The sequence below is a fragment of the Pectobacterium aroidearum genome, assembly GCF_041228105.1.
GTDB lineage: Bacteria > Pseudomonadota > Gammaproteobacteria > Enterobacterales > Enterobacteriaceae > Pectobacterium > Pectobacterium aroidearum.
In genome coordinates this window covers 4,951,340-4,976,693 of sequence record NZ_CP166097.1, presented here as the reverse complement: position 1 = coordinate 4,976,693, position 25,354 = coordinate 4,951,340, and the positions used below count along the sequence as shown (strand labels likewise).

Below are 25,354 nucleotides of genomic sequence, written 5' to 3'. Positions count from 1 at the left end.
TGGAAATGCCAATGCTGATAACGTCTTTTCTGACTGCTACGCTGGAAACCGCGCTGAATCAGCTGCTTTTTCACGATACTGTTTCTGGCGATCGTCGTTTTTCTTGCGATCGAAGCATGAAGTCTGCCCGCCAGCGCTTACAGGGAAAAACACTTCAGATCGAGCTGGCTGAACTGGATGTGCCTCTGGTGCTGGTGTTTAACGAACAGCGCCTGGACGTTGTCAGCCAGTGGGACGAATTGGCGGATTGCCGCCTGAAAACACGCGTTCCGGTTCTGATGAAATTACGCGATCGTCAACAGCTATCGTCGCTGATGCGCAGCGGCGAACTGGTGATTGAGGGTGATATTCAAGTCGTTCAACAGTTCATTGTGCTGGTTGATCTGGCGGAGTTCGATCCTGCGGAATGGCTGTCTCCCTACCTGGGCGATATTGTTGCTCAAGGTCTTAGCCAGACGGCACAGAAAACCCTGAGTTTCCTGAGACGGTCATTACATCAGCAACAACATTTCCTGTCCGAGACGTTAACGGAAGAGTGGCGACTGGCACCGGGAAAACTGGAAAATGCCTGGTTCCATGAGGAAATTGTTGCGCTGGATAAATCCGCCGATGTGTTGTCCGAACGGCTGGCAAAGCTGGAGGCTTTACGATGACACCCAGTGAATTACGCCGCCTTTACAGCATTGTGCGTGTGCTGTTGAGCTATGGTCTGGACGAGCTCATTCCTAAAATGCGTCTGACGTTTCCGCTGCGTGCGGGGCGCCGTCTGCTGTTCTGGTTACCCAATCGTCACCGCAACATGCCTTTAGGGGAACGTCTACGTTTGGCGCTCCAGGAACTGGGGCCCGTGTGGATCAAGTTCGGACAAATGATGTCTACGCGCCGCGATCTCTTCCCACCAGCTATCGCCGACCAGTTGGCGATGTTGCAGGATAAGGTTGAGCCGTTTGATGGCAAGCTGGCTCGCGAGCAAATTGAGCTGTCGATGGGGGGGATTCCTCTCGAAGAGTGGTTTGATGATTTTGACATTAAACCGCTGGCTTCTGCCTCAATTGCACAGGTGCATACCGCCTGTCTGAAAAGCACGGGAAAAGAGATCGTTATCAAGGTTATCCGCCCGGATATCTTGCCTGTCATCAAGGCGGATATGCGCCTGATGAAGCGCCTAGCTGGCTGGTTGCCTCGTCTGTTGCCGGATGGTCGTCGCCTGCGGCCGCGTGAAGTGGTGCTGGAATACGAAAAAACGTTGCTTGATGAGCTGAATTTGCTGCGAGAAGCAGCCAATGCCATTCAGCTGCGGCGGAATTTCGAGAACAGCCCGATGCTGTATGTGCCGGAAATCTATTCGGATTATTGCAGCGAAGGCATGTTGGTGATGGAACGCATCTACGGTATTCCTGTTTCTGATGTCGATGCGCTGAAGGCCAATGGTACAGATATGAAGCTGCTGGCAGAACGCGGCGTTCAGGTTTTCTTCACGCAGGTATTTCGCGACAGTTTCTTCCATGCGGATATGCATCCCGGCAATATCTTTATCAGCTACGAGCACCCGGAAGACCCCCAATATATCGGCATTGACTGCGGGATCGTCGGTTCGTTGAATAAAGAAGATAAGCGCTATCTGGCCGAGAATTTCATCGCCTTCTTCAACCGTGATTATCGTAAAGTCGCCGAACTGCATGTGGACTCGGGCTGGGTGCCTGCGGATACCAATGTTGCTGATTTTGAATTCGCTATTCGTACGGTCTGTGAACCGATCTTCGAGAAGCCGTTGGCGGAAATTTCGTTCGGCCATGTATTATTGAATTTGTTTAATACGGCACGCCGCTTCAACATGGAAGTACAGCCCCAATTGGTGTTGCTGCAAAAAACGCTGTTGTATATTGAAGGCGTTGGTCGGCAGCTTTATCCGCAGCTCGATCTGTGGAAAACCGCCAAGCCGTTTCTGGAAACCTGGATGAAGCAGCAGGTCGGTTTACCTGCGGTTTTCCGTGCGCTCAAAGAAAAAGCGCCGTTCTGGGCCGAAAAACTGCCGGAAGTGCCTGAATTGTTTTATGACGGGCTGCGTCAGCATAAGATGTTAAAGCACAGCGTCGACCAACTGGCCTATGAGTTGAAAACGCAGCAGGCGCGTCAAGGACAATCACGATATCTTTTGGGTATTGGCGCAACGCTGCTAATCAGTGGTACGTTGTTACTGATCAGCCGTGTTGAAGCCGATATGGTTCCCGCAGGGCTGATGGCAGCAGGAATTGTTACCTGGATTATCGGTTGGCGTCGAACTCGTTGAAGCAGATCATGATGCACGCCAGAATTACCCGATATAATAATAGGAATTCTGTCGTTCCCCTTTTTGAAAAGAGGTAAATGTTATGGGTGGTATTAGTATCTGGCAGTTGCTGATTGTTGTCGTTCTCGTCGTGCTGGTGTTCGGGACCGGAAAATTAAAAACACTGGGTTCAGATTTGGGGGCGTCCATCAAAGGTTTTAAGAAAGCGATGGGTGATGATCAAGCCTCTAATCATGCAGATAAAACTCAGCAAGATGCGGATTTTTCGACTAAGTCGATCACTGACCACCCATCAGAAACCAAACAGCATGATACGAAGAGCCAGAATAAAGAGCAGGTGTAATCTGTGTTCGATATCGGTTTTGGTGAATTGCTATTGGTGATGGTTCTTGGCCTGATTGTTCTCGGGCCGGAGCGTTTACCTGTGGCAGTCAAGACGGTTGCAGGCTGGATCAGGACGCTGCGTGCGCTGGCGTCTACCGTTCAGAATGAGCTGTCGCAGGAGCTGAAACTCCAGGAGTTTCAGGAAAGCCTGAAAAAAGTCGAAAAAGCCAGTTTGCAGAATCTGTCGCCTGAGTTGAAAGCCTCAATGGATGAACTCAAAGAGGCGGCGGAAGCGATGAAACGTGGCTATACCGAAACAACGTCGCCGCAAAAGTCGGATGGTCACCAAAAGTCAGACGATCAGAACGCGACGTCGGAACAGCCTCGTAACGCTCCGCTAAACGATCCTGAAGCGGCCTACGATGGCGTGATTGAAGTAGAAACCGCAGTACGTCCGGCAGACGGCCAGCCTAAACCTGAAAATGGTGCTGCTGCTGAACATCACCATGATAGCGACAGCGCTGCACGTGCTGAAGCTGTCGGCAACGATAATGTCAAACCTGAGCAGTCCCAGTCTTCTGCTGTTTCTGCCCGCCAACCGAGCGATAGTCGTTAGTTTATGGCCGATGAAGATACTCAACCGCTAATTAGCCACCTGATTGAGCTGCGCAAACGGCTACTGAACAGCATTATCTGTGTGCTGGCGGTATTTGTTGTGCTGGTGTTCTTTGCCAATGACATTTACCAGGTGGTTTCCGCCCCGCTCATCAAGCAATTGCCTGCGGGTGCCAGCATGATTGCGACCGATGTCGCCTCGCCTTTCTTTACACCGATAAAGCTGACGATGATTGTCTCAGTGTTTGTTGCTGCACCGCTGGTGCTGTATCAGGTGTGGGCGTTTGTGGCTCCTGCCCTGTATAAACACGAGCGTCGTTTAATGATGCCGCTGTTGGTCTCCAGCAGTTTGCTGTTTTATGCGGGTATGGCATTCGCGTACTTTGTGGTGTTCCCGCTAGCGTTTGGCTTTTTTGCTAAAACCGCGCCCGTTGGCGTGCTGATTGCGACCGATATTAATAACTACCTCGATTTTGTTATGGCACTGTTCATGGCGTTCGGGGTATCGTTTGAAGTGCCGGTTGCCATTGTTCTTCTCTGCTGGAGTGGTGTGGTGACGCCGGAAGATCTGAAAAGAAAGCGCCCCTATATTCTGGTTGGCGCGTTCGTTGTTGGCATGCTGCTAACGCCGCCGGATGTTTTCTCACAGACACTGCTGGCCATTCCCATGTATCTGCTGTTTGAAATCGGCGTCTTCTTCTCACGGTTTTACGTTGGCAAAGGCCGGCGGACTGAAACCGAAGAGCCATCGCAGTAACAAACGGTTTCCTGCGGTAGGACGGTAAAATGACCTCTCTTTGAGAGGTCTTATTTTTTTATTCGCCAGAGTGAAATCGGCGAACGGTCACGAGCAGGTAAGAGTCATGTTTGATATTGGCGTTAACCTAACCAGTTCTCAGTTTGAAAAAGACAGAGAGCAGGTCGTCATTCGGGCGAAGCAAGCGGGTGTCAGTGGTATCTTGATCACTGGAACCAACGCTCAGGAAAGCCAGCAGGCCATGTTACTGGCGCAAGCCTATCCCGATTATTGCTGGTCAACGGCGGGTGTTCACCCACACGATGCCAGCCAGTGGAATGATGCTGTCGCCGAACAGATTCATCACATGGCAAGCGCCGACTGCGTGGTTGCCATCGGCGAATGCGGGCTGGATTTCAACCGTAACTTTTCGACGCCAGAAGAACAGGAACGAGCATTTAGCGCGCAACTAGCGATCGCGGCTGAACGGTCTATGCCGGTTTTTCTTCACTGTCGTGACGCGCATTCCCGTTTTATCTCTTTGCTCACACCCTGGCTGAACCGGTTGCCTGCAGCCGTGGTTCACTGTTTTACCGGCAATCGTCATGAATTAGATGAATGCTTAGCTGCGGGATTGATGGTGGGCATTACCGGCTGGGTTTGCGATGAGCGTCGCGGGCTGGAGCTACGTGCTTTACTGCCGCATATTCCTGCCGATCGGCTGTTGGTGGAAACCGACGCACCTTATCTGTTACCCCGGGATTTACGCCCTAAACCGGCATCCCGCCGTAACGAACCCTGTTATCTGCCTCATATTATTCGCCAGATTGCGGAGTGGCGTGGAGAAGATGCCACATGGTTGGGACAGACAACAGATGAAAATGCCCGCCGGGTTTTCCGGCTGGCCTGATTCAGGAGAATAATGACATGAGCACTGCTTTTCCCGGCACTTTTCCCGGCCGACGTATGCGTCGCATTCGTCGCCATGATTTCAGCCGTCGCCTTGTTGCTGAGAATCAACTGACGGTGAACGATTTGATTTATCCCGTTTTCGTAATGGAAGGGACAAATCATCGTCAGGAAGTGCCTTCAATGCCGGGGGTATACCGGATGACTATCGACGTGCTTCTGAAAGAAGCCGAAGAGATCGCTAAGCTTGGCGTTCCGGTGCTGTCGCTGTTCCCCGTTATTGAAGCGGATAAGAAATCGCTCTATGCCGAAGAAGCCTATAACTCGGATGGCTTGGTTCCCCGCACGATCCGCGCGCTGAAAGATGCCGTTCCTGAGTTGGGTTTGCTGACGGATGTGGCGCTCGATCCCTACACGACGCATGGGCAGGACGGGATTATTGATGAAGACGGTTATGTGGTTAACGATGTCACCAAGGAGATTTTGGTGCGTCAGGCGCTGTCTCATGCTGAAGCCGGAGCCGAAATTATTGCGCCCAGCGATATGATGGATGGTCGTATCGGTGCTATCCGCGACATGCTTGAAGCGCAGAACCTGATCAATACCCAGATCATGGCGTACTCGGCTAAGTATGCATCGTGTTACTACGGGCCTTTCCGCGACGCTGTGGGTTCAGCCAGCAATCTGAAAGGCGGCAACAAGAAAACCTACCAGATGGATCCCGCCAACAGCGATGAAGCCCTGCAGGAAATTGCGCAGGATTTGCAGGAAGGTGCGGATATGGTGATGGTGAAACCGGGCATGCCTTATCTGGATGTGGTGCGTCGCGTCAAGGATACGTTCGGCGTACCGACCTTTGCCTATCAGGTCTCTGGCGAATATGCGATGCACATGGCGGCGATTCAAAACGGCTGGTTACAGGAACAACCAGTGGTGATGGAGTCTCTACTGTGCTTTAAACGTGCGGGTGCAGATGGAGTGCTGACCTATTTTGCCAAACGTGTCGCTCAGTGGCTGCACGATCAACACATGCAACGCTAAGACTGCCTCATCCGGCGCGGTATAAACGCGCCGGATAGGGTTAAAGAAGGAAGCATCAGGCTAGGCTTTGCGAAACTCGCGGTTATCGATGCTCTGCCTGACCTGCTTGTTCAACATATTCAGCAACAGCATCGACCGAGCTTCGCCATCAGGTTCGGTGTAAATAGCCTGAAGACCAGAGAAAATACCGTCGGTGATGACCACGCTATCGCCGGGCTGCGGCGTCAGCGGATCAGTGATAACCTGCAAGGGACGAAGTGACAACTCATCGATAACCTGCTGCGGAATGGTCGCGGGTAGTGCGCCAAATCGCACGAAATTGCTCACCCCACGCGTTGCGCTGATGGTGGTGGTGTGGATACGTTCGGGATCGAATTCCACAAACAGATAGTTTGGGAACAGCGGCTCACACACTTCCGTTCGTTTACCACGAACGATTTTATCTAGCGTGATCATCGGGCTCACGCAGGTCACATCCTGACGTTCCAGATGCTCTTTCGCGCGCAGCAGTTGACCACGTTTACAATACAGTAAGTACCAGGCTTCCATAATTTCGCAGACTTATGATTCCGACGAGCAAGCATAACAAAAGCGAGCACGGATAAAAAATTTTCGGCAGATATTTTTGTTACCACATTATGGTAATCGGATTCTTGATGGTGATTGGATTCTTACCATAAATAGGCGCTGCGGGAAGCGACAGGTGGGTGAAGAGACTTTATAATAGCCACAACGATAGACTGCCCCCGATGAATAGCATGAAATACCGTGACTTACGCGAATTCCTCTCGCTGCTGGAAGAAAGAGGGGAGTTGAAACGCATTACCCAGCCCATCGATCCTTACCTTGAAATGACGGAAATTGCTGACCGAACACTGCGTGCGGAAGGCCCGGCTCTCCTGTTTGAAAACCCCAAAGGCTATGACATGCCAGTGCTGTGCAATTTATTCGGCACGCCGAAACGTGTTGCATTGGGAATGGGGCAAGAAGAGGTCAGCGCACTGCGTGAGGTAGGTAAACTGCTGGCGTTTCTGAAAGAGCCGGAGCCGCCCAAAGGGTTCCGCGATCTGGTGGATAAAATGCCGAAGTTCCGTCAGGTGCTGAATATGCCGACGAAGCGACTGTCTTCGGCGCCGTGTCAGGAACAGGTTTGGCAGGGTGACGACGTTGACCTACGTCGGATTCCGGTGATGCAGTGTTGGCCGGAAGATGCCGCGCCGCTCATTACCTGGGGGCTTACCGTGACGCGGGGGCCGCACAAAGAACGGCAGAATCTGGGGATCTATCGCCAACAGGTACTGGGTAAAAATAAACTGATCATGCGCTGGCTATCTCATCGTGGTGGCGCGCTGGATTTTCAGGAGTGGTGTCAGGAAAATCCCGGACAGCGTTTTCCGGTGTCTGTCGCATTAGGCGCTGATCCCGCGACGATCCTCGGTGCGGTGACGCCTGTCCCCGATACGCTATCGGAATATGCCTTTGCGGGTTTGCTGCGCGGGCACAAGACCGAAGTGGTGAAGTGCCTATCGAACGAACTGGAAGTACCCGCCAGTGCAGAAATTGTTCTGGAAGGTTATATTGAACCCGGAGAAATGGCGGCTGAAGGACCTTATGGTGACCATACCGGCTATTACAATGAAGTCGACCACTTTCCGGTCTTTACCGTCACGCATATTACTCAGCGTCAGAATGCCATTTATCACTCGACGTACACGGGGCGGCCACCGGATGAGCCCGCTGTACTGGGCGTGGCGCTGAACGAAGTTTTTGTGCCAATCCTGCAAAAGCAGTTTCCTGAGATTGTTGATTTTTATTTGCCACCGGAGGGTTGCTCTTACCGTCTGGCGGTCGTTACCATGAAGAAACAGTACGCGGGCCATGCTAAACGCGTCATGATGGGCGTCTGGTCTTTTTTACGCCAGTTCATGTATACGAAATTTGTTATTGTCTGCGATGATGACGTTAATGCCCGTGACTGGAACGACGTGATATGGGCGATCACGACGCGTATGGATCCGGCACGTGATACGGTATTAGTGGAAAATACGCCGATCGACTATCTTGATTTCGCCTCGCCGGTTTCTGGCCTGGGTTCCAAAATGGGCCTGGATGCCACCAATAAATGGCCTGGCGAGACACAGCGCGAGTGGGGACACCCTATCAAGAAAGACCCACAGGTTTGTGCCCGCATCGATGAAATATGGGACGAGTTGGCCATTTTTAGTGACAGAGAGCCCCGGCGTTAGCGGCTGCCCTGTTCTCGGTTTTGCTTTTATGACCCTATAGAGGGAATGCATGACAACATTGAGCTGTAAAGTGACTTCGGTCGAAGCCATAACCGATACGGTCTATCGCGTTCGTTTATTACCTGAAGCGCCGTTTTCCTTTCGGGCTGGCCAGTATTTGATGGTGGTGATGGGCGATCGAGACAAACGTCCTTTCTCACTGGCATCGACCCCGATGGATAAAAATTTTATCGAATTGCACATTGGGGCGTCCGAACTGAATCTTTACGCGATGGCCGTAATGGAACGTATTCATAAGGAAAAATCCCTGACGGTCGATATTCCGCACGGCGAAGCCTGGCTGCGGGAAGAAAGTACGCGTCCGCTGGTGCTGATTGCGGGCGGAACCGGATTTTCATACGTGCGTTCTATCCTGCTGACCGCGCTGGCGCAGCAACCCAATCGCGATATCTCCATTTACTGGGGCGGGCGTGAATCCCAGCACCTGTATGATTTAGCCGAGCTGGAAGGCTTCGCGGCCAAGCACCCCAACCTGCGGGTGGTGCCGGTAGTAGAACAGCCGGAGGCCGGATGGAATGGCAGAACGGGCACCGTTCTGAGCGCGGTATTGCAGGATTACGGTTCGCTGGCAGAGCAGGATATCTATATTGCTGGTCGCTTTGAAATGGCGAAAATTGCACGTGAGCGTTTTTGTAACGAGCGCGGTGCGCTGGCTGCTCACATGTTCAGCGATGCGTTTTCGTTTATTTAAAACGGTCGATGGCAGTCAGAATGTAAAAGTAAAAATCCCACGTCTGTGGGATTTTTGGTTTCTGGTATAGCTCTGGCAAAATGCGCCTATATTCAGACGCGCTCAAACACCGTTGCAATACCCTGTCCCAGCCCGATGCACATTGTCGCCACGCCAAACTGAACATCGCGGCTTTCCATCAAATTAATCAATGTGGTAGAGATGCGTGCGCCTGAGCAACCGAGCGGGTGACCTAGCGCAATCGCACCACCGTTGAGATTGACCTTTTCATCGATCTGTTCCAGCAAACCCAGATCTTTAATGCAGGGTAGCGTCTGGGCGGCGAAGGCCTCATTGAGCTCAAAGAGGCCGATATCGGACAGGCTCAATCCTGCCCGTTTCAGCGCCAGTTTTGTCGCCGGAACCGGGCCGTAGCCCATAATCGAGGGATCGCAGCCAACTACGGCCATCGCCCGGATGCGAGCCCGTACGGGTAAACCTAATGATGCCGCGCGGGATTCGCTCATGATCAACATGGCTGCTGCACCATCGGACAGCGCCGAGGATGATCCGGCCGTCACTGTGCCGTTAACCGGATCGAACGCCGGTTTGAGCGCCGCAAGGCTATCGACGGTGGTGTCTGGGCGAATGACTTCATCATAATCGAAGCGTTGCAGTGCGCCGTCTGCATCATGCCCTGCCGTAGGGATGATTTCATGGCGAAACGCCCCTGACTGGGTGGCGTGATGGGCCCGTTGGTGTGAGCGAGCGGCGAACTGATCCTGCATCTCACGGCTAATATTGTGCATACGCCCCAGCATCTCGGCCGTGAGCCCCATCATTCCTGCCGCTTTAGCTATGGTGCGGCTCAGTCCCGGATGAAAATCGACGCCATGATTCATCGGCACATGTCCCATATGCTCAACGCCACCGATTAAGCAAACGTCCGCGTCGCCAACCATAATGGTGCGGGCAGCATCGTGGAGCGCCTGCATGGAAGAGCCGCACAGCCGGTTAACCGTAGTCGCGGGGACATTCATCGGGATTTCTGCCAGCAAGGCAGCATTGCGGGCGACGTTGAACCCTTGCTCCAGCGTCTGTTGCACACATCCCCAATAGATATCGTCGATCTCACGGGCGTCCAGCGCCGCGTTACGGCTTAATAGGCTGCGCATCAGGTGTGCGGACAGGTCTTCGGCTCTTACCTGACGGAAGGCACCACCTTTGGAGCGTCCCATCGGCGTGCGAACGGCATCAACAATCACTACCTTTTCCATATTTCCTGTCCTCATGCCGGTTGACCGTGGGAAACGTCCGCGTGTGGCGCGACCGATGGGTAATAGCTTTCATTGCTTCTGGCTTTTTGCTGCAAGCCGTCTGGCACCTGATAGATTGCGCCGAGGTGCGCCAACTGTTGCGCCATCTCGACATAACGTTCGCTGCCCAAAGTGTCCAGATAGCGGCAGGCGCCGCCGTGGAAGGGAGGGAAGCCCAGCCCGTATACCAGCGCCATGTCCGCTTCGGCCGGGCTGGCGACGATGCCTTCCTCCAAACAGCGTGCGACTTCATTAATCATCGGGATCATCATACGAGCGATAATATCTTCTGCACTGAACGCTTTTGTCGGTTGGCTAATGTCTTTAAGGAGCGTGTTTACGGCTTCATCCTGCTCTTTACGCGGCTTGCCTTTGCTATCGGTTTGATAGCGGTAGAAGCCCTGACCGTTTTTCTGCCCAAAGCGCTGATGCTCAAACAATACATCAATCGCATCGCGGTAATCTTTTGCCATACGCTGTGGAAAGCCAGCAGCCATGACGGCCTGAGCATGGTGAGCGGTGTCAATGCCGACTACATCCAGCAGATAAGCTGGGCCCATCGGCCAACCGAATTTTTTCTCCATGACGTTATCGATCTCGCGGAAATCGGCACCGTCTCTGAGCAGTAAGCTGAATGCAGCAAAGTAGGGGAACAGCACCCGATTCACGAAGAATCCGGGGCAGTCGTTCACGACAATCGGCGTTTTCCCCATTTTGCTGGCGTAAGCCACTACGCTGGCGATGGTGCTGTCGCTGGTTTTAGGGCCGCGAATAATTTCGACCAGCGGCATGCGGTGTACCGGGTTGAAGAAGTGCATTCCGCAGAAATTTTGCGGCCGTTTTAGCGATGCGGCGAGCGAAGCAATCGGGATGGTGGAGGTATTCGAAGCCAGAATCGTATTCTCGCTAACGTGCGATTCAGTTTCGGCGAGTACACTGGCTTTGATTTTTGGGTTCTCAACCACGGCCTCAACCACGATGTTGGTGCGCTCAAAGCCGGTGTAATCCAGCGTTGGCTGAATGCTGGCCAGAATCGTCGCCATTTTCATTCCATCCAGCTTGCCTCGTTCCATTTGTTTATTCAGGAGCTTGGCGGCTTCATTCATCCCCAGCGCAAGCGGCTTCTCATTGATATCTTTCATTCGAATCGGCACGCCTTTGAACGCGGATTGGTAGGCAATTCCGCCGCCCATAATGCCTGCACCCAGAACGGCCGCTTGCTGCGGCACCGGTGTCTCGCCAATCAACTTCTTCGCTTTACCTTTAACATACTGATCGTTGAGGAAAATGCCGACGAGTGCCCGAGCTTCATTGGAACGCGCCAACTGAACGAAGTGCTGCGTTTCGAGTTGCAATGCGTCATCGCGCGTCATGGTCGCGGCGGCTTCGATAGTTTTGACCGCTAACATGGGCGCTGGATAGTGCTTCCCGGCGGTTTGTAGCACCATCGCTTTGGCGGTGGTAAAGCTCATCATGGCTTCAATCTTATTGAGCTTCAGCGCTTCAAGTTTCGGGCGCCGATAAGCCTGCCAGTCCAGTGAGCCGTTAATCGCCTGTTTCAACATCTTGATGGCAGCGGGAACCAGTTTGTCATTGGTCACCACGGCCTGAACCAGTCCCACTTTTAAGGCATCGGCTGCGCTGACGTCTTTACCGGCGGCGATAATTTCCAATGCGCTATCTGTACCCAGCAGGCGCGGCAATCTGACCGTGCCGCCAAAACCCGGCATGATCCCTAGCTTCGTTTCTGGTAAGCCGATACGCGCATCCGGCGTCGCTAAACGAAAGTCGGTTGCCAGTACACATTCACAACCGCCTCCCAGTGCATAGCTATTAATCGCGGACAGCGTGGGAACGGGTAAGTCCTCAAGGCGGCTAAAAATGCGGTTGGCGAAGACAAGCCATTCATGCAGCTTTTCGGCCGGTGCGGCAAAAAGGGAAAGGAATTCCGTGATATCGGCACCGACAATAAATGCAGGTTTGTCAGAGCGTAGCAGTAAGCCCTTCAGATTCGGCTGTTCCGCCAGAACGTCCAGCGCCTTACCCAGGCTGGCAACCGTGCGGGTATCTAGCTTGTTTACGGAGCCAGGGGCAGAAAATACCAGCTCGGCAATGCCGTCCTCAAGCCAGTTAAGGTAGAGGGATTCACCTTGATAAAGCATGTTTATCTCCGCTGTTTGTGTGAGTGATCTGGTATGACCAGATAATCGAATTGTGGTTTTAATGTTAATTTTTTGCAAACGAGAGATTAATTTTTTGCCGAATCGATCACAAAGCACCGGACGCTGCCCTTGGGGGATGCCTGTGTTAAAATGGAGAGATCATGTCGTGACGTACAAGGATACTCATGGAAAAGCTGGCTTCTTTATATCATCACCATCTGGCGACGCTGCAAGCGCGTGCCCAGACGGTTTTAGCGCGCCATCAGCTTGATGCATTACTGATTCATTCTGGTGAGCTGTTGACCGTTTTTCTGGACGATCACGACTATCCTTTCAAGGTTAACCCACAGTTTAAAGCCTGGGTGCCCGTCACGCAGGTGCCGAATTGCTGGCTATGGGTTGATGGCGTTAATCCACCGAAGCTGTGGTTCTACTCACCGGTGGATTACTGGCATAACGTAGCGCCGGTTCCTGAGAGTTTCTGGACTGAAGAAATTGATATTACCGTGCTGCGAAATGCCGATGATATTGGGCAACTGCTCCCATCGCAGCGTGAGCGTGTTGCCTATATCGGCTACGCACCGCAACGTGCGCAGGATTTAGGGATTCGTGCAGATAATATCAATCCTCAGGGCGTGCTGGATTATCTGCACTACCATCGCGCTTATAAAACCGATTACGAGCTGGCCTGCATGCGTGAAGCGCAAAAGACGGCTGTTATCGGTCATCGGGCGGCGCATGAAGCGTTTCTGTCCGGTATGAGCGAATTTGATATTAATCTGGCGTATCTGACGGCTACTGGTCATCGTGATATCGATGTCCCTTACGGCAATATCATTGCGCTAAATGAACACGCTGCGGTGTTGCACTATACCCAGCTCGATCATCAGGTGCCTTCCGATGTCCGCAGCTTCCTGATCGATGCCGGAGCTGAATATAACGGATATGCCGCCGATCTGACGCGTACCTATTCCGCGCAGAGCGACGGCGCATTTGCCCTGCTGATTAAAGATCTCAATCAGGAAATGCTCGCATTGATTGATACCGTTCAGGCGGGAGTACGCTATACCGATTACCATATTCAGATGCATCAGCGGATTGCGAAGCTGCTGAAATCACATCAGCTGGTGCGAGACATCAGTGAAGAGGCGATGGTGGAGCAGGGACTTACGTCGCCTTTCCTGCCGCACGGTCTTGGTCATCCGCTAGGGTTGCAGGTGCATGATGTCGCTGGGTTTATGCAAGACGATCGCGGCACACATCTGGCGGCACCGTCTCAATATCCTTACCTGCGTTGTACCCGTGTACTTGAACCCGGTATGGTCATGACGATCGAACCGGGCATCTATTTCATCGAGTCCTTACTCGCTCCGTGGCGCGAGGGCGAATTGCGTCAACACTTTGACTGGCAAAAAATCGATGCGCTGAAACCGTTTGGCGGTATCCGTATTGAGGATAATATTGTCATTCATGACGGGCGTGTGGAGAACATGACGCGCGACCTGAATCTGGCCTGATGCAAGCGTATCCAATCCCTGCTGCGCCAGTGAGCTTCAGCGAGGAAATCAAGAAAAGCCGCTTTACGACGATCCTGGCGGCAACGCCAGGAATCGACGCGGCAAAAGCGTTTATCCAGCACGTCAGGGAAGAACACGCCTCGGCGGGCCACCACTGCTGGGCGTTTGTTGCGGGTGCGCCCGATGATTCGCAGCAACTGGGTTTTTCTGACGATGGTGAGCCTTCCGGCACGGCAGGTAAGCCGATGCTGTCGCAACTGATGGGAAGTGGCATCGGTGAAATTACGGCTGTGGTGGTGCGCTACTATGGTGGAATCCCGTTGGGCACCGGTGGGTTGGTGAAGGCCTATGGCGGTGGCGTTCAGCAAGCGCTGAAGCTGATATCGCTGCAAGAGAAAGTGTTGCAAAAAGAGTATGGCTTACAATGTGACTATGCACTGTTGCCTCAGGTGGAATCCCTGATCTTCCAGCTTGGCGGAAAGGTTTTGCATAGTGAGTATGGTGTGGACGTCGTATTGCGGTTCTCTATCCCCGTTAGGGGAACCGAGGAAGCGGCAATGAAATTGCGTGATTTAAGCCGCGGTGCGTTGCATTTATTGCCGATTCCATAATAATCCCAGCGCTTTTTCATGAATCATTAAGGAATTCCTCGCGATGCACTTGCGCGCCATAACTCGTATTGTCGGCCAGTTGGTTATCCTGTTTTCTGGGACGATGGTTATTCCCGGACTGGTGGCGTTAATTTATCGTGATGGCGCAGGCCGGGCGTTTACGCAGACCTTTATTGTCGCGCTGGCGATTGGCATCATGCTGTGGCTACCAAACCGCAAACAGAAGCATGAACTGAAGTCTCGTGAAGGGTTCCTCATCGTTGTTCTCTTCTGGACGGTGCTGGGAAGCGTCGGTGCACTGCCTTTCCTGTTTGCTGAACATCCTAATCTGGGCGTGACGGATGCTTTCTTCGAGTCGTTCTCTGGGTTAACGACAACGGGTGCAACCACGTTGGTCGGACTGGATTCTCTGCCTAAAGCTATCCTGTTTTATCGACAAATGCTGCAATGGTTTGGTGGGATGGGGATCATCGTACTCGCCGTTGCCATCCTGCCGATCCTTGGTGTTGGTGGGATGCAGCTTTATCGTGCGGAGATGCCGGGGCCGTTGAAGGAAAACAAAATGCGCCCGCGTATTGCCGATACGGCAAAAACGCTGTGGCTGATTTATCTCTTACTCACCATCGCCTGCGCTGTCTCGCTTTGGCTGGCTGGGATGCCGGTATTTGATGCGATTGGGCACAGCTTCTCTACGGTGTCTGTCGGCGGGTTCTCCACTCACGATGCCAGCATCGGTTACTTCAACAGCCCAACGATCAATACCATCATCGCGATATTCCTGCTGATTTCCGGCTGTAACTTTGGCTTGCACTTTGCTCTGCTGAGCGGCCGCAGCCTGAAGGTATACTGGCGCGACCCAGAATTCCGCATGTTTATTTTTGTTCAGCTGTCGCTGGTGGCCGTATGTACGATTGTCCTGTGGTTCCACCACGTTTATGACAGCGGTATGCAGACAATCAATCAGGCATTTTTCCAGGTCGTTTCCATGGCGACAACGGCAGGGTTTACGACAGACAGCATCGCATCGTGGCCGCTTTTTTTGCCGGTTTTGCTTCTGTGCTCTGCGTTTATTGGCGGATGTGCGGGCTCAACAGGGGGCGGTCTGAAAGTGATCCGTATCCTGCTGCTTTTCCTGCAAGGATCGCGTGAGCTGAAGCGTCTAGTGCATCCGAATGCCGTTTATACGATTAAGCTCGGTCATCGGGCGCTGCCAGAACGTATCCTTGAAGCCGTGTGGGGATTCTTTTCCGCATATGCGCTGGTTTTTATTGTCAGTATGCTGGCCGTCATTGCGACAGGCGTTGATGATTTCTCCGCATTTGCCGCGGTCGCTGCCACATTGAATAATCTGGGGCCGGGGCTAGGTGTTGTCGCCGAGAACTTTACGTCGATGAATGATACGGCGAAATGGATTCTCATAATGACAATGCTGTTTGGTCGTTTGGAAGTGTTCACGCTTTTAGTGCTGTTTACGCCAACCTTCTGGCGCGAATAGTCCCCATAAGGATAAAGAACAATGAAAGCTTTGATCGTGTTTTCGAGTCGGGATGGGCAAACAAGAGCCATTGCCTCATCTATTGCAAATACGCTGAAAGGAACCCTGGAGTGTGATGTTGTTAATGTACTCAATGCGAATGATATCGATCTTGGCCAATACGATCGGGTGATGATTGGGGCATCGATTCGATATGGGCGCTTTCATCCTGCGGTAAATCAATTTATCCGTAAACACCTGGATTCTCTGCAACAGTTGCCCAGCGCATTCTTCTCCGTGAACCTCACTGCACGTAAGCCAGAAAAGCGCACAATACAAACCAATGCTTATACACGTAAATTCCTGCTGAGCTCTCCGTGGCAGCCAGATTTGTGTTGTGTGTTTGCGGGTGCTCTGCGCTATCCACGTTACCGATGGTTTGATCGGGTAATGATTCAACTGATTATGCGTATGACGGGGGGCGAAACGGATAGCACGAAAGAGATTGAATATACGGACTGGCAGCAGGTTGCCCGTTTCGCACAGGATTTTGCCCAATTAGCGGCGAAAAATCCCGCATAACGGCGTCTTTTACTGCGCTTTGCTGAAAAAATCCCCATTCGAAAATTATTTTGCATTTAGCGCTTGTCAGGCGGCGAGAAGTCCCTATAATGCGCCTCCACTGACACGGCAACTGCGACTTACGAAGTTGGTGTGACAGAAAAAGATTCAACGAAGGCGGTCAGTAATGACTTGACTTCACAGCGGAAACGCATAATATATGCGGCCCGCGCCACGGAAGATGTGGCACTGCTCTTTAACAATTTAATCAGACAATCTGTGTGGGCACTCACAAGACCGTATCTTAACGATATAAAAAGTCTTGAAGAGTGAACAACAGTAAATTCATTACGAATAAACAGTTTTAATTCTTTGAGCATCGCTGACGAGTTCAGCAAATCAAACAAATCTTAAATTGAAGAGTTTGATCATGGCTCAGATTGAACGCTGGCGGCAGGCCTAACACATGCAAGTCGAGCGGTAGCACAGAGAGCTTGCTCTCGGGTGACGAGCGGCGGACGGGTGAGTAATGTCTGGGAAACTGCCTGATGGAGGGGGATAACTACTGGAAACGGTAGCTAATACCGCATAACGTCTTCGGACCAAAGAGGGGGACCTTCGGGCCTCTTGCCATCAGATGTGCCCAGATGGGATTAGCTAGTAGGTGAGGTAATGGCTCACCTAGGCGACGATCCCTAGCTGGTCTGAGAGGATGACCAGCCACACTGGAACTGAGACACGGTCCAGACTCCTACGGGAGGCAGCAGTGGGGAATATTGCACAATGGGCGCAAGCCTGATGCAGCCATGCCGCGTGTGTGAAGAAGGCCTTCGGGTTGTAAAGCACTTTCAGCGGGGAGGAAGGCGGTGAGATTAATACTCTCACCGATTGACGTTACCCGCAGAAGAAGCACCGGCTAACTCCGTGCCAGCAGCCGCGGTAATACGGAGGGTGCAAGCGTTAATCGGAATGACTGGGCGTAAAGCGCACGCAGGCGGTTTGTTAAGTCAGATGTGAAATCCCCGAGCTTAACTTGGGAACTGCATTTGAAACTGGCAAGCTAGAGTCTTGTAGAGGGGGGTAGAATTCCAGGTGTAGCGGTGAAATGCGTAGAGATCTGGAGGAATACCGGTGGCGAAGGCGGCCCCCTGGACAAAGACTGACGCTCAGGTGCGAAAGCGTGGGGAGCAAACAGGATTAGATACCCTGGTAGTCCACGCTGTAAACGATGTCGATTTGGAGGTTGTGCCCTTGAGGCGTGGCTTCCGGAGCTAACGCGTTAAATCGACCGCCTGGGGAGTACGGCCGCAAGGTTAAAACTCAAATGAATTGACGGGGGCCCGCACAAGCGGTGGAGCATGTGGTTTAATTCGATGCAACGCGAAGAACCTTACCTACTCTTGACATCCAGAGAACTTAGCAGAGATGCTTTGGTGCCTTCGGGAACTCTGAGACAGGTGCTGCATGGCTGTCGTCAGCTCGTGTTGTGAAATGTTGGGTTAAGTCCCGCAACGAGCGCAACCCTTATCCTTTGTTGCCAGCGGTTCGGCCGGGAACTCAAAGGAGACTGCCAGTGATAAACTGGAGGAAGGTGGGGATGACGTCAAGTCATCATGGCCCTTACGAGTAGGGCTACACACGTGCTACAATGGCGTATACAAAGAGAAGCGACCTCGCGAGAGCAAGCGGACCTCATAAAGTACGTCGTAGTCCGGATTGGAGTCTGCAACTCGACTCCATGAAGTCGGAATCGCTAGTAATCGTAGATCAGAATGCTACGGTGAATACGTTCCCGGGCCTTGTACACACCGCCCGTCACACCATGGGAGTGGGTTGCAAAAGAAGTAGGTAGCTTAACCTTCGGGAGGGCGCTTACCACTTTGTGATTCATGACTGGGGTGAAGTCGTAACAAGGTAACCGTAGGGGAACCTGCGGTTGGATCACCTCCTTACCAAGAAGATGTGCGTTAAGTGAAGTGCTCACACAGATTGTCTGATGAAAATAACGAGCAGAAATACCTTAATAGGCTTGTAGCTCAGGTGGTTAGAGCGCACCCCTGATAAGGGTGAGGTCGGTGGTTCAAGTCCACTCAGGCCTACCAACTCTTCCGTGAGTGGTATCTAAGGTATCTGTAAGCAACGATGGGGCTATAGCTCAGCTGGGAGAGCGCCTGCTTTGCACGCAGGAGGTCTGCGGTTCGATCCCGCATAGCTCCACCATTAAAAAGACTTCAGAGCGTATTGGAAACAGTATGCTGCGAAGTATTTTGCTCTTTAACAATCTGGAACAAGCTGAAAATTGAAACATGACAGCTGAACGTGCGTTGATACCTTTGGGTGTCGATGGCGATGCAGTCTGTCAATGAGTCTCTCAAATAATCGCAGCGCGACAGTGACTTTGATTTATCAAAGACACCTTCGGGTTGTGAGGTTAAGCGACTAAGCGTACACGGTGGATGCCTAGGCAGTCAGAGGCGATGAAGGGCGTGCTAATCTGCGATAAGCGTCGGTAAGCTGATATGAAGCGTTATACCCGACGATACCCGAATGGGGAAACCCAGTGTGTTTCGACACACTATCATTATGTGAATACATAGCGTAATGAGGCGAACCGGGGGAACTGAAACATCTCAGTACCCCGAGGAAAAGAAATCAACCGAGATTCCCCTAGTAGCGGCGAGCGAACGGGGAAGAGCCCAGAACCTGAATCAGTTTGTGTGTTAGTGGAAGCGTCTGGAAAGTCGCACAGTAAAGGGTGATAGTCCCGTACACAAAAATGCACAAGTTGTGAGTTCGATGAGTAGGGCGGGACACGTGACATCCTGTCTGAATATGGGGGGACCATCCTCCAAGGCTAAATACTCCTGACTGACCGATAGTGAACCAGTACCGTGAGGGAAAGGCGAAAAGAACCCCGGCGAGGGGAGTGAAATAGAACCTGAAACCGTGTACGTACAAGCAGTGGGAGCATCCTTCGGGGTGTGACTGCGTACCTTTTGTATAATGGGTCAGCGACTTATATTCTGTAGCAAGGTTAACCGAATAGGGGAGCCGCAGGGAAACCGAGTCTTAACTGGGCGTTAAGTTGCAGGGTATAGACCCGAAACCCGGTGATCTAGCCATGGGCAGGTTGAAGGTTGGGTAACACTAACTGGAGGACCGAACCGACTAATGTTGAAAAATTAGCGGATGACTTGTGGCTGGGGGTGAAAGGCCAATCAAACCGGGAGATAGCTGGTTCTCCCCGAAAGCTATTTAGGTAGCGCCTCGTGAACTCATCTTCGGGGGTAGAGCACTGTTTCGGCTAGGGGGTCATCCCGACTTACCAACCCGATGCAAACTACGAATACCGAAGAATGTTATCACGGGAGACACACGGCGGGTGCTAACGTTCGTCGTGAAGAGGGAAACAACCCAGACCGCCAGCTAAGGTCCCAAAGTCATGGTTAAGTGGGAAACGATGTGGGAAGGCATAGACAGCCAGGATGTTGGCTTAGAAGCAGCCATCATTTAAAGAAAGCGTAATAGCTCACTGGTCGAGTCGGCCTGCGCGGAAGATGTAACGGGGCTAAACCATGCACCGAAGCTGCGGCAGCGACACTTAGTGTTGTTGGGTAGGGGAGCGTTCTGTAAGCCTGCGAAGGTGGCCTGTGAGGGTTGCTGGAGGTATCAGAAGTGCGAATGCTGACATAAGTAACGATAATGCGGGTGAAAAACCCGCACGCCGGAAGACCAAGGGTTCCTGTCCAACGTTAATCGGGGCAGGGTGAGTCGACCCCTAAGGCGAGGCTGAAAAGCGTAGTCGATGGGAAACAGGTTAATATTCCTGTACTGGGTGTTACTGCGAAGGGGGGACGGAGAAAGCTAGGTTATCCGGGCGACGGTTGTCCCGGTTTAAGCGTGAAGGTGGGTGACTTTGGTAAATCCGGGTCATCATTAACACTGAGGCGTGATGACGAGTCACTACGGTGATGAAGTAACTGATGCTACGCTTCCAGGAAAAGCCTCTAAGCTCCAGGTAACACCGAATCGTACCCCAAACCGACACAGGTGGTCAGGTAGAGAATACTCAGGCGCTTGAGAGAACTCGGGTGAAGGAACTAGGCAAAATGGTGCCGTAACTTCGGGAGAAGGCACGCTGATGGTAAGTGAAGTGACTTGCTCATGGAGCTGAAATCAGTCGAAGATACCAGCTGGCTGCAACTGTTTAATAAAAACACAGCACTGTGCAAACACGAAAGTGGACGTATACGGTGTGACGCCTGCCCGGTGCCGGAAGGTTAATTGATGGGGTCAGCCGCAAGGCGAAGCTCTTGATCGAAGCCCCGGTAAACGGCGGCCGTAACTATAACGGTCCTAAGGTAGCGAAATTCCTTGTCGGGTAAGTTCCGACCTGCACGAATGGCGTAATGATGGCCAGGCTGTCTCCACCCGAGACTCAGTGAAATTGAACTCGCTGTGAAGATGCAGTGTACCCGCGGCAAGACGGAAAGACCCCGTGAACCTTTACTATAGCTTGACACTGAACCTTGAGCCTTGATGTGTAGGATAGGTGGGAGGCTTTGAAGTGTGGACGCCAGTCTGCATGGAGCCAACCTTGAAATACCACCCTTTAATGTTTGATGTTCTAACGTAGACCCGTAATCCGGGTTGCGGACAGTGTCTGGTGGGTAGTTTGACTGGGGCGGTCTCCTCCCAAAGCGTAACGGAGGAGCACGAAGGTTAGCTAATCCTGGTCGGACATCAGGAGGTTAGTGCAAAGGCATAAGCTAGCTTGACTGCGAGAGTGACAGCTCGAGCAGGTGCGAAAGCAGGTCTTAGTGATCCGGTGGTTCTGAATGGAAGGGCCATCGCTCAACGGATAAAAGGTACTCCGGGGATAACAGGCTGATACCGCCCAAGAGTTCATATCGACGGCGGTGTTTGGCACCTCGATGTCGGCTCATCACATCCTGGGGCTGAAGTAGGTCCCAAGGGTATGGCTGTTCGCCATTTAAAGTGGTACGCGAGCTGGGTTTAGAACGTCGTGAGACAGTTCGGTCCCTATCTGCCGTGGGCGTTGGAAGATTGAGAGGGGTTGCTCCTAGTACGAGAGGACCGGAGTGAACGCACCACTGGTGTACGGGTTGTGATGCCAATTGCATTGCCCGGTAGCTAAGTGCGGAAGAGATAACCGCTGAAAGCATCTAAGCGGGAAACTTGCCTCGAGATGAGTCTTCCCTGGGCACTAGATGCCCCTGAAGGGCCGTTGAAGACGACGACGTAGATAGGCTGGGTGTGTAAGCGTAGCGATACGTTGAGCTAACCAGTACTAATGACCCGAGAGGCTTAACCTTACAACACCGAAGGTGTTTTGTGAGACGACTCATAGAGAACGATATTCAGCTTGTTCAAAGATTGGTTCTGATGGTTACGGAGATGACAAAGAAAAAAGTCATGTTAAGTAACGGTCGGAATAAAACAGAATTTGCCTGGCGGCGATAGCGCGGTGGTCCCACCTGACCCCATGCCGAACTCAGAAGTGAAACGCCGTAGCGCCGATGGTAGTGTGGGGCTTCCCCATGTGAGAGTAGGGAACTGCCAGGCATCAAACAAGTGGAAAGCCCCTGTCGGAAGACAGGGGCTTTTTGCTGTGCGCGTTGCGGAGAGTACTTCTTTACGCGTGTCCCGTGGCGAAAGACCGCCGATAATCTTGCGTAGATCAGGTAGACTATGTGATATCTGAATTCGTAGGTATTTCTATCATGGCGTCGAGCATTATTTCATTAAAGTCTTATAACTCTTTCTCATTACCTGTTTCCGCATCTTGTATTAAGGTTGCGGATACTCAGGAGAAATTGATTGAAGGATGGCGCGTCGCCAGCGCATTACAAGAGCCGATTTTATTGCTAGGGGAAGGGAGTAATGTCCTTTTTCTTGAGGATTTTTTAGGCACTATTCTGTTAAATCGGCTCAAGGGTATAGATATTCGAGAAGAAAGTGACGGCTGGTATATTCATGTCGGTGCTGGCGAGAACTGGCATCAATTAGTTGAATATACGCTCAAGTGTGGTATTGCAGGGTTAGAGAATCTGGCATTAATCCCTGGATGCGTGGGCTCTGCACCGATACAGAATATTGGTGCGTACGGTATCGAATTACAGCATGTTTGTGATTATGTTGACGTGTTGGATCTGACTGAAGGTAACGTCATGCGTTTTACCTCCGAGGAATGTCAGTTCGATTACCGTGAAAGCATATTTAAGCATCAATACCGCTCTGGGTTTGCGATTATCGCAGTAGGGCTCTTTTTAAAGAAAGAGTGGAACCCGATACTTAACTACGGTGATTTGGTCAAGCTGGACCCTACAACTGTTACGCCACAGCAGATATTTGATTCCGTATGCCATATGCGCCGCAGTAAACTTCCGGATCCTACCGTAACAGGTAATGCCGGTAGCTTCTTCAAAAACCCAATAATTACACCGCAGCATGCTGAACGTGTTTTACGAGAGTATCAGGATGCCCCTCAGTATTTACAAACCGATGGCAACGTTAAATTGGCCGCTGGATGGTTGATCGATCAGTGCGAGCTTAAAGGGTTTCAGCTTGGTGGTGCGGCTGTACATGAGAAACAGGCATTAGTTCTAATTAATAAAAATAATGCAAAAAGCTCCGATGTTGTCGAATTAGCACGTTATGTCCGCAGTCAGGTTGCTGCAAAATTCTCCATAGAGCTGGAGCCTGAAGTTCGCTTTATTGCTGCACATGGTGAGGTCAATGCCATCGAGGTATTATCATGAAAGATATTACGGTTCCTCTTAAACTAATTAAAATCCTCTCTGATGGCGAATTTTATTCCGGTGAATTACTGGGTGAAATGATGGGGATGAGTCGAGCGGCGATTAACAAACATATCCAAACGATACGTGATTGGGGAATAGATGTTTTTACTGTGACGGGTAAGGGCTATTCATTACCAGCACCTATGCAGTTATTGGACGAAGACGTTATTCTTAAGCACCTACCGGAAGGTGGAGTGACAGTCTTACCTGTCGTTGATTCTACTAATCAGTATATTTTAGATCGATTGGATATTTTATCCTCCGGTGATGCATGCCTTGCTGAATATCAGCAATCTGGGCGTGGTCGTCGAGGTCGGCAATGGTTTTCGCCCTTTGGGGCGAATTTATATTTATCCTTATATTGGCGTCTAGAACAGGGGCCAGCCGCGGCTGTTGGTGTTAGCCTGGTTATCGGTATCGTAATGGCAGAAGTACTTCACAAGCTTGGTGCTGATGGTGTCCGAGTCAAATGGCCCAATGATTTATATCTGAAGGATAGAAAATTAGCAGGTATTCTTGTCGAGCTTACCGGAAAAACAGGGGATGCGGCTAACCTGGTCATTGGCGCGGGCATTAATCTACAGATGAGAGAGCCCGCTCCAGATACGATTAGTCAAGGCTGGATAAATTTACAAGAAGCAGGTATAGATATTAATCGCAATACACTCGCTTCGACTCTTATTTCTGAATTAAGAGGGGCTCTGGCTATCTTTGAACTACAAGGCCTTGAGCCATTTATTCCCAGATGGGAAAAATTGGATAACTATTTTAATCGCCCGGTTCGTTTGATTATCGGTAATCGTGAAATATATGGAATCGACCGAGGAATAGATCGTCAAGGGGCGCTGCTCTTAGAAAACGATGGGTTGGTCACGCCATATATTGGTGGGGAGATTTCTCTGCGTGGTGCGTGAAAAAAAGGGGGGTAACCCCCTTTTATATATTTATTCGCTTTTCACTTTCTCAATCGCACACATTCAACGGCATGATTAGCGCTTTTAGTCATAATCAGACTGGCTCTCTCCCGTGTGGGTAGAATATTTTCTTTTAGATTAAGTCCGTTTATTTCCTTCCATAGTTGAGAAGCAATACCGACAGCTTCTTCTTCTGTCAATTTTGCATAGTTATGGAAATACGAATTTGGATTTGAGAATGCACCCTGCCTGAATTTCAAAAAACGATTTATATACCATGTTTGTAGTAGTGTTTCTGGTGCATCGACATAGATAGAGAAATCAACAAAGTCAGAGACGAAAACTCTATGTGGATCATGTGGATAGTCCATTCCACTCTGTAGAACATTCAAGCCTTCTAATATTAAAATATCAGGTTGTTCCAACACTTTATTGTTATTAGGAACGATATCGTATGTTAGATGAGAATATGTTGGAGCGGTGACTTTGTGTGTTCCTGATTTTATATCAGAAACGAATTTTACTAGGCTATGCATATCATATGATTGCGGAAAGCCTTTTTTCTTCATCAAATCACGTTCTTTTAACACCTTATTTGGATGAAGAAACCCATCGGTTGTAATGAGCTCTACACTGCGATGTTCCGGCCAACGGCTTAATAATGCCTGCAGCACACGGGCTGTGGTACTTTTTCCGACGGCGACACTACCCGCAATACCGATTATGTAAGGTATCTTTTGGCCATCAGTCCCTAAGAACTGCTCGAGTACCGCCTGACGGCGTAAATTAGAGCTGATATAGAAATTAAGCAGGCGAGATAGCGGCAGATAAATTTCTGCGACCTCGTCTAATGAGAGGTCTTCGTTAATCCCTTTGAGCTTAACGATTTCTTCCTCTGTCAGCGTTAACGGGACGGAATCGCGCAAGGCGGCCCATTGGCTGCGGTTAAATTGTAGATATGGCGTGGCCAAGGATTGCTCTCTATTGCTCATAAGTCGTGTTCTGCCTGCTTCACAGGTAAGAAAAGGGACTCTCAGCCAGCGAAGAAAACGGGCTATTAGTCTAGCCAACGCTATGATCGCGA

General features: G+C 51.3%; 19 protein-coding genes, 2 tRNA genes and 3 rRNA genes. 20 read left to right on the top strand and 4 right to left on the bottom strand.

The window, feature by feature from the left end; all coding sequences use genetic code 11:
- Positions 1-11: 11 nt before the first annotated feature.
- From AB8809_RS22480 to hemB, 7 genes are all read left to right on the top strand, one after another.
- Positions 12-653, top strand: a complete 642-nt coding sequence (locus AB8809_RS22480; RefSeq protein ID WP_015842147.1) for an SCP2 domain-containing protein — start codon at positions 12-14, stop codon at positions 651-653.
- Positions 650-2,290, top strand: a complete 1,641-nt coding sequence (gene ubiB / locus AB8809_RS22475) for a ubiquinone biosynthesis regulatory protein kinase UbiB (RefSeq protein WP_349856819.1) — start codon at positions 650-652, stop codon at positions 2,288-2,290. Before AB8809_RS22480 ends, ubiB begins: the two co-directional genes overlap by 4 nt.
- A gap of 82 nt (positions 2,291-2,372) precedes the next feature.
- Entirely contained in the window at positions 2,373-2,633 is a 261-nt protein-coding gene (gene tatA / locus AB8809_RS22470; protein ID WP_349856818.1) for a twin-arginine translocase TatA/TatE family subunit, read from the top strand.
- A 3-nt stretch (positions 2,634-2,636) separates the two neighbouring features.
- On the top strand, positions 2,637-3,230 hold the full coding sequence (gene tatB / locus AB8809_RS22465; protein ID WP_040033253.1) for a Sec-independent protein translocase protein TatB: 594 nt from the start codon (positions 2,637-2,639) through the stop codon (positions 3,228-3,230).
- A 3-nt stretch (positions 3,231-3,233) separates the two neighbouring features.
- On the top strand, positions 3,234-3,986 hold the full coding sequence (tatC, locus tag AB8809_RS22460) for a Sec-independent protein translocase subunit TatC (RefSeq protein WP_039521955.1): 753 nt from the start codon (positions 3,234-3,236) through the stop codon (positions 3,984-3,986).
- A gap of 106 nt (positions 3,987-4,092) precedes the next feature.
- Positions 4,093-4,875 carry a 3'-5' ssDNA/RNA exonuclease TatD gene (gene tatD, locus AB8809_RS22455; protein ID WP_039521957.1) on the top strand — a complete coding sequence of 261 codons (783 nt, stop codon included), beginning with the start codon at positions 4,093-4,095 and terminating at the stop codon, positions 4,873-4,875.
- A 17-nt stretch (positions 4,876-4,892) separates the two neighbouring features.
- Positions 4,893-5,915: a porphobilinogen synthase gene (gene hemB, locus AB8809_RS22450; RefSeq protein ID WP_015842141.1), complete on the top strand. Its 1,023-nt coding sequence runs from the start codon at positions 4,893-4,895 to the stop codon at positions 5,913-5,915.
- A 60-nt stretch (positions 5,916-5,975) separates the two neighbouring features.
- Here hemB and rfaH read toward each other — a convergent pair whose 3' ends face one another.
- Positions 5,976-6,464, bottom strand: coding sequence for a transcription/translation regulatory transformer protein RfaH (gene rfaH, locus AB8809_RS22445; RefSeq protein ID WP_015842140.1), 489 nt, complete (start codon positions 6,462-6,464; stop codon positions 5,976-5,978).
- Positions 6,465-6,664: 200 nt separating this feature from the next.
- Between rfaH and ubiD the strand changes: the two genes are divergently transcribed.
- Together ubiD and fre are read left to right on the top strand one after the other, a co-directional pair.
- On the top strand, positions 6,665-8,161 hold the full coding sequence (gene ubiD, locus AB8809_RS22440; RefSeq protein ID WP_180778850.1) for a 4-hydroxy-3-polyprenylbenzoate decarboxylase: 1,497 nt from the start codon (positions 6,665-6,667) through the stop codon (positions 8,159-8,161).
- A 49-nt stretch (positions 8,162-8,210) separates the two neighbouring features.
- On the top strand, positions 8,211-8,912 hold the full coding sequence (fre, locus tag AB8809_RS22435; RefSeq protein ID WP_015842138.1) for an NAD(P)H-flavin reductase: 702 nt from the start codon (positions 8,211-8,213) through the stop codon (positions 8,910-8,912).
- Positions 8,913-9,004: 92 nt separating this feature from the next.
- Here the strand turns inward: fre and fadA are convergent, their stop codons facing one another.
- Both fadA and fadB read right to left on the bottom strand, forming a co-directional pair.
- Positions 9,005-10,168 carry an acetyl-CoA C-acyltransferase FadA gene (gene fadA, locus AB8809_RS22430; protein WP_015842137.1) on the bottom strand — a complete coding sequence of 388 codons (1,164 nt, stop codon included), beginning with the start codon at positions 10,166-10,168 and terminating at the stop codon, positions 9,005-9,007.
- A gap of 11 nt (positions 10,169-10,179) precedes the next feature.
- The gene (fadB, locus tag AB8809_RS22425; protein WP_349856817.1) at positions 10,180-12,369 is read right to left on the bottom strand and encodes a fatty acid oxidation complex subunit alpha FadB; all 2,190 of its coding nucleotides are present in this window, start codon (positions 12,367-12,369) and stop codon (positions 10,180-10,182) included.
- Positions 12,370-12,554: 185 nt separating this feature from the next.
- Between fadB and pepQ the strand changes: the two genes are divergently transcribed.
- The 11 genes from pepQ to birA all read left to right on the top strand — a co-directional run bounded on the left by pepQ (position 12,555) and on the right by birA (position 24,270).
- Positions 12,555-13,886 carry a Xaa-Pro dipeptidase gene (gene pepQ / locus AB8809_RS22420; protein ID WP_180778853.1) on the top strand — a complete coding sequence of 444 codons (1,332 nt, stop codon included), beginning with the start codon at positions 12,555-12,557 and terminating at the stop codon, positions 13,884-13,886.
- The gene (locus tag AB8809_RS22415; protein ID WP_015842134.1) at positions 13,886-14,497 is read left to right on the top strand and encodes an IMPACT family protein; all 612 of its coding nucleotides are present in this window, start codon (positions 13,886-13,888) and stop codon (positions 14,495-14,497) included. The genes pepQ and AB8809_RS22415 overlap by 1 nt, the downstream gene beginning before the upstream one ends.
- A 43-nt stretch (positions 14,498-14,540) precedes the next feature.
- Positions 14,541-15,992 carry a Trk system potassium transporter TrkH gene (gene trkH, locus AB8809_RS22410; protein WP_015842133.1) on the top strand — a complete coding sequence of 484 codons (1,452 nt, stop codon included), beginning with the start codon at positions 14,541-14,543 and terminating at the stop codon, positions 15,990-15,992.
- A gap of 21 nt (positions 15,993-16,013) precedes the next feature.
- A complete protein-coding gene (gene hemG, locus AB8809_RS22405) occupies positions 16,014-16,553 on the top strand; it encodes a menaquinone-dependent protoporphyrinogen IX dehydrogenase (protein ID WP_181845481.1) in 540 nt (179 codons plus the stop codon).
- A 391-nt stretch (positions 16,554-16,944) separates the two neighbouring features.
- Positions 16,945-18,484, top strand: a 16S ribosomal RNA gene (locus tag AB8809_RS22400).
- A gap of 73 nt (positions 18,485-18,557) precedes the next feature.
- A tRNA-Ile gene (locus tag AB8809_RS22395) sits at positions 18,558-18,634 on the top strand.
- A 42-nt stretch (positions 18,635-18,676) separates the two neighbouring features.
- Positions 18,677-18,752: transfer RNA gene (locus AB8809_RS22390), tRNA-Ala, on the top strand.
- Positions 18,753-18,961: 209 nt separating this feature from the next.
- Positions 18,962-21,868 (top strand): 23S ribosomal RNA (locus tag AB8809_RS22385).
- Between the two features lie 134 nt (positions 21,869-22,002).
- Positions 22,003-22,118: ribosomal RNA gene (gene rrf / locus AB8809_RS22380) — 5S ribosomal RNA — on the top strand.
- Together the 16S, 23S and 5S rRNA genes with 2 tRNA genes alongside form the textbook arrangement of a ribosomal RNA operon.
- Before the next feature lie 158 nt (positions 22,119-22,276).
- Positions 22,277-23,314, top strand: coding sequence for a UDP-N-acetylmuramate dehydrogenase (murB, locus tag AB8809_RS22375; protein ID WP_349856688.1), 1,038 nt, complete (start codon positions 22,277-22,279; stop codon positions 23,312-23,314).
- Positions 23,311-24,270 carry a bifunctional biotin--[acetyl-CoA-carboxylase] ligase/biotin operon repressor BirA gene (birA, locus tag AB8809_RS22370; protein ID WP_181846243.1) on the top strand — a complete coding sequence of 320 codons (960 nt, stop codon included), beginning with the start codon at positions 23,311-23,313 and terminating at the stop codon, positions 24,268-24,270. The genes murB and birA overlap by 4 nt, the downstream gene beginning before the upstream one ends.
- Before the next feature lie 41 nt (positions 24,271-24,311).
- On the opposite strand, the gene coaA is transcribed toward birA, so the two are convergent.
- Positions 24,312-25,262, bottom strand: coding sequence for a type I pantothenate kinase (gene coaA / locus AB8809_RS22365; RefSeq protein ID WP_012772929.1), 951 nt, complete (start codon positions 25,260-25,262; stop codon positions 24,312-24,314).
- Between the last annotated feature and the right edge of the window lie 92 nt (positions 25,263-25,354).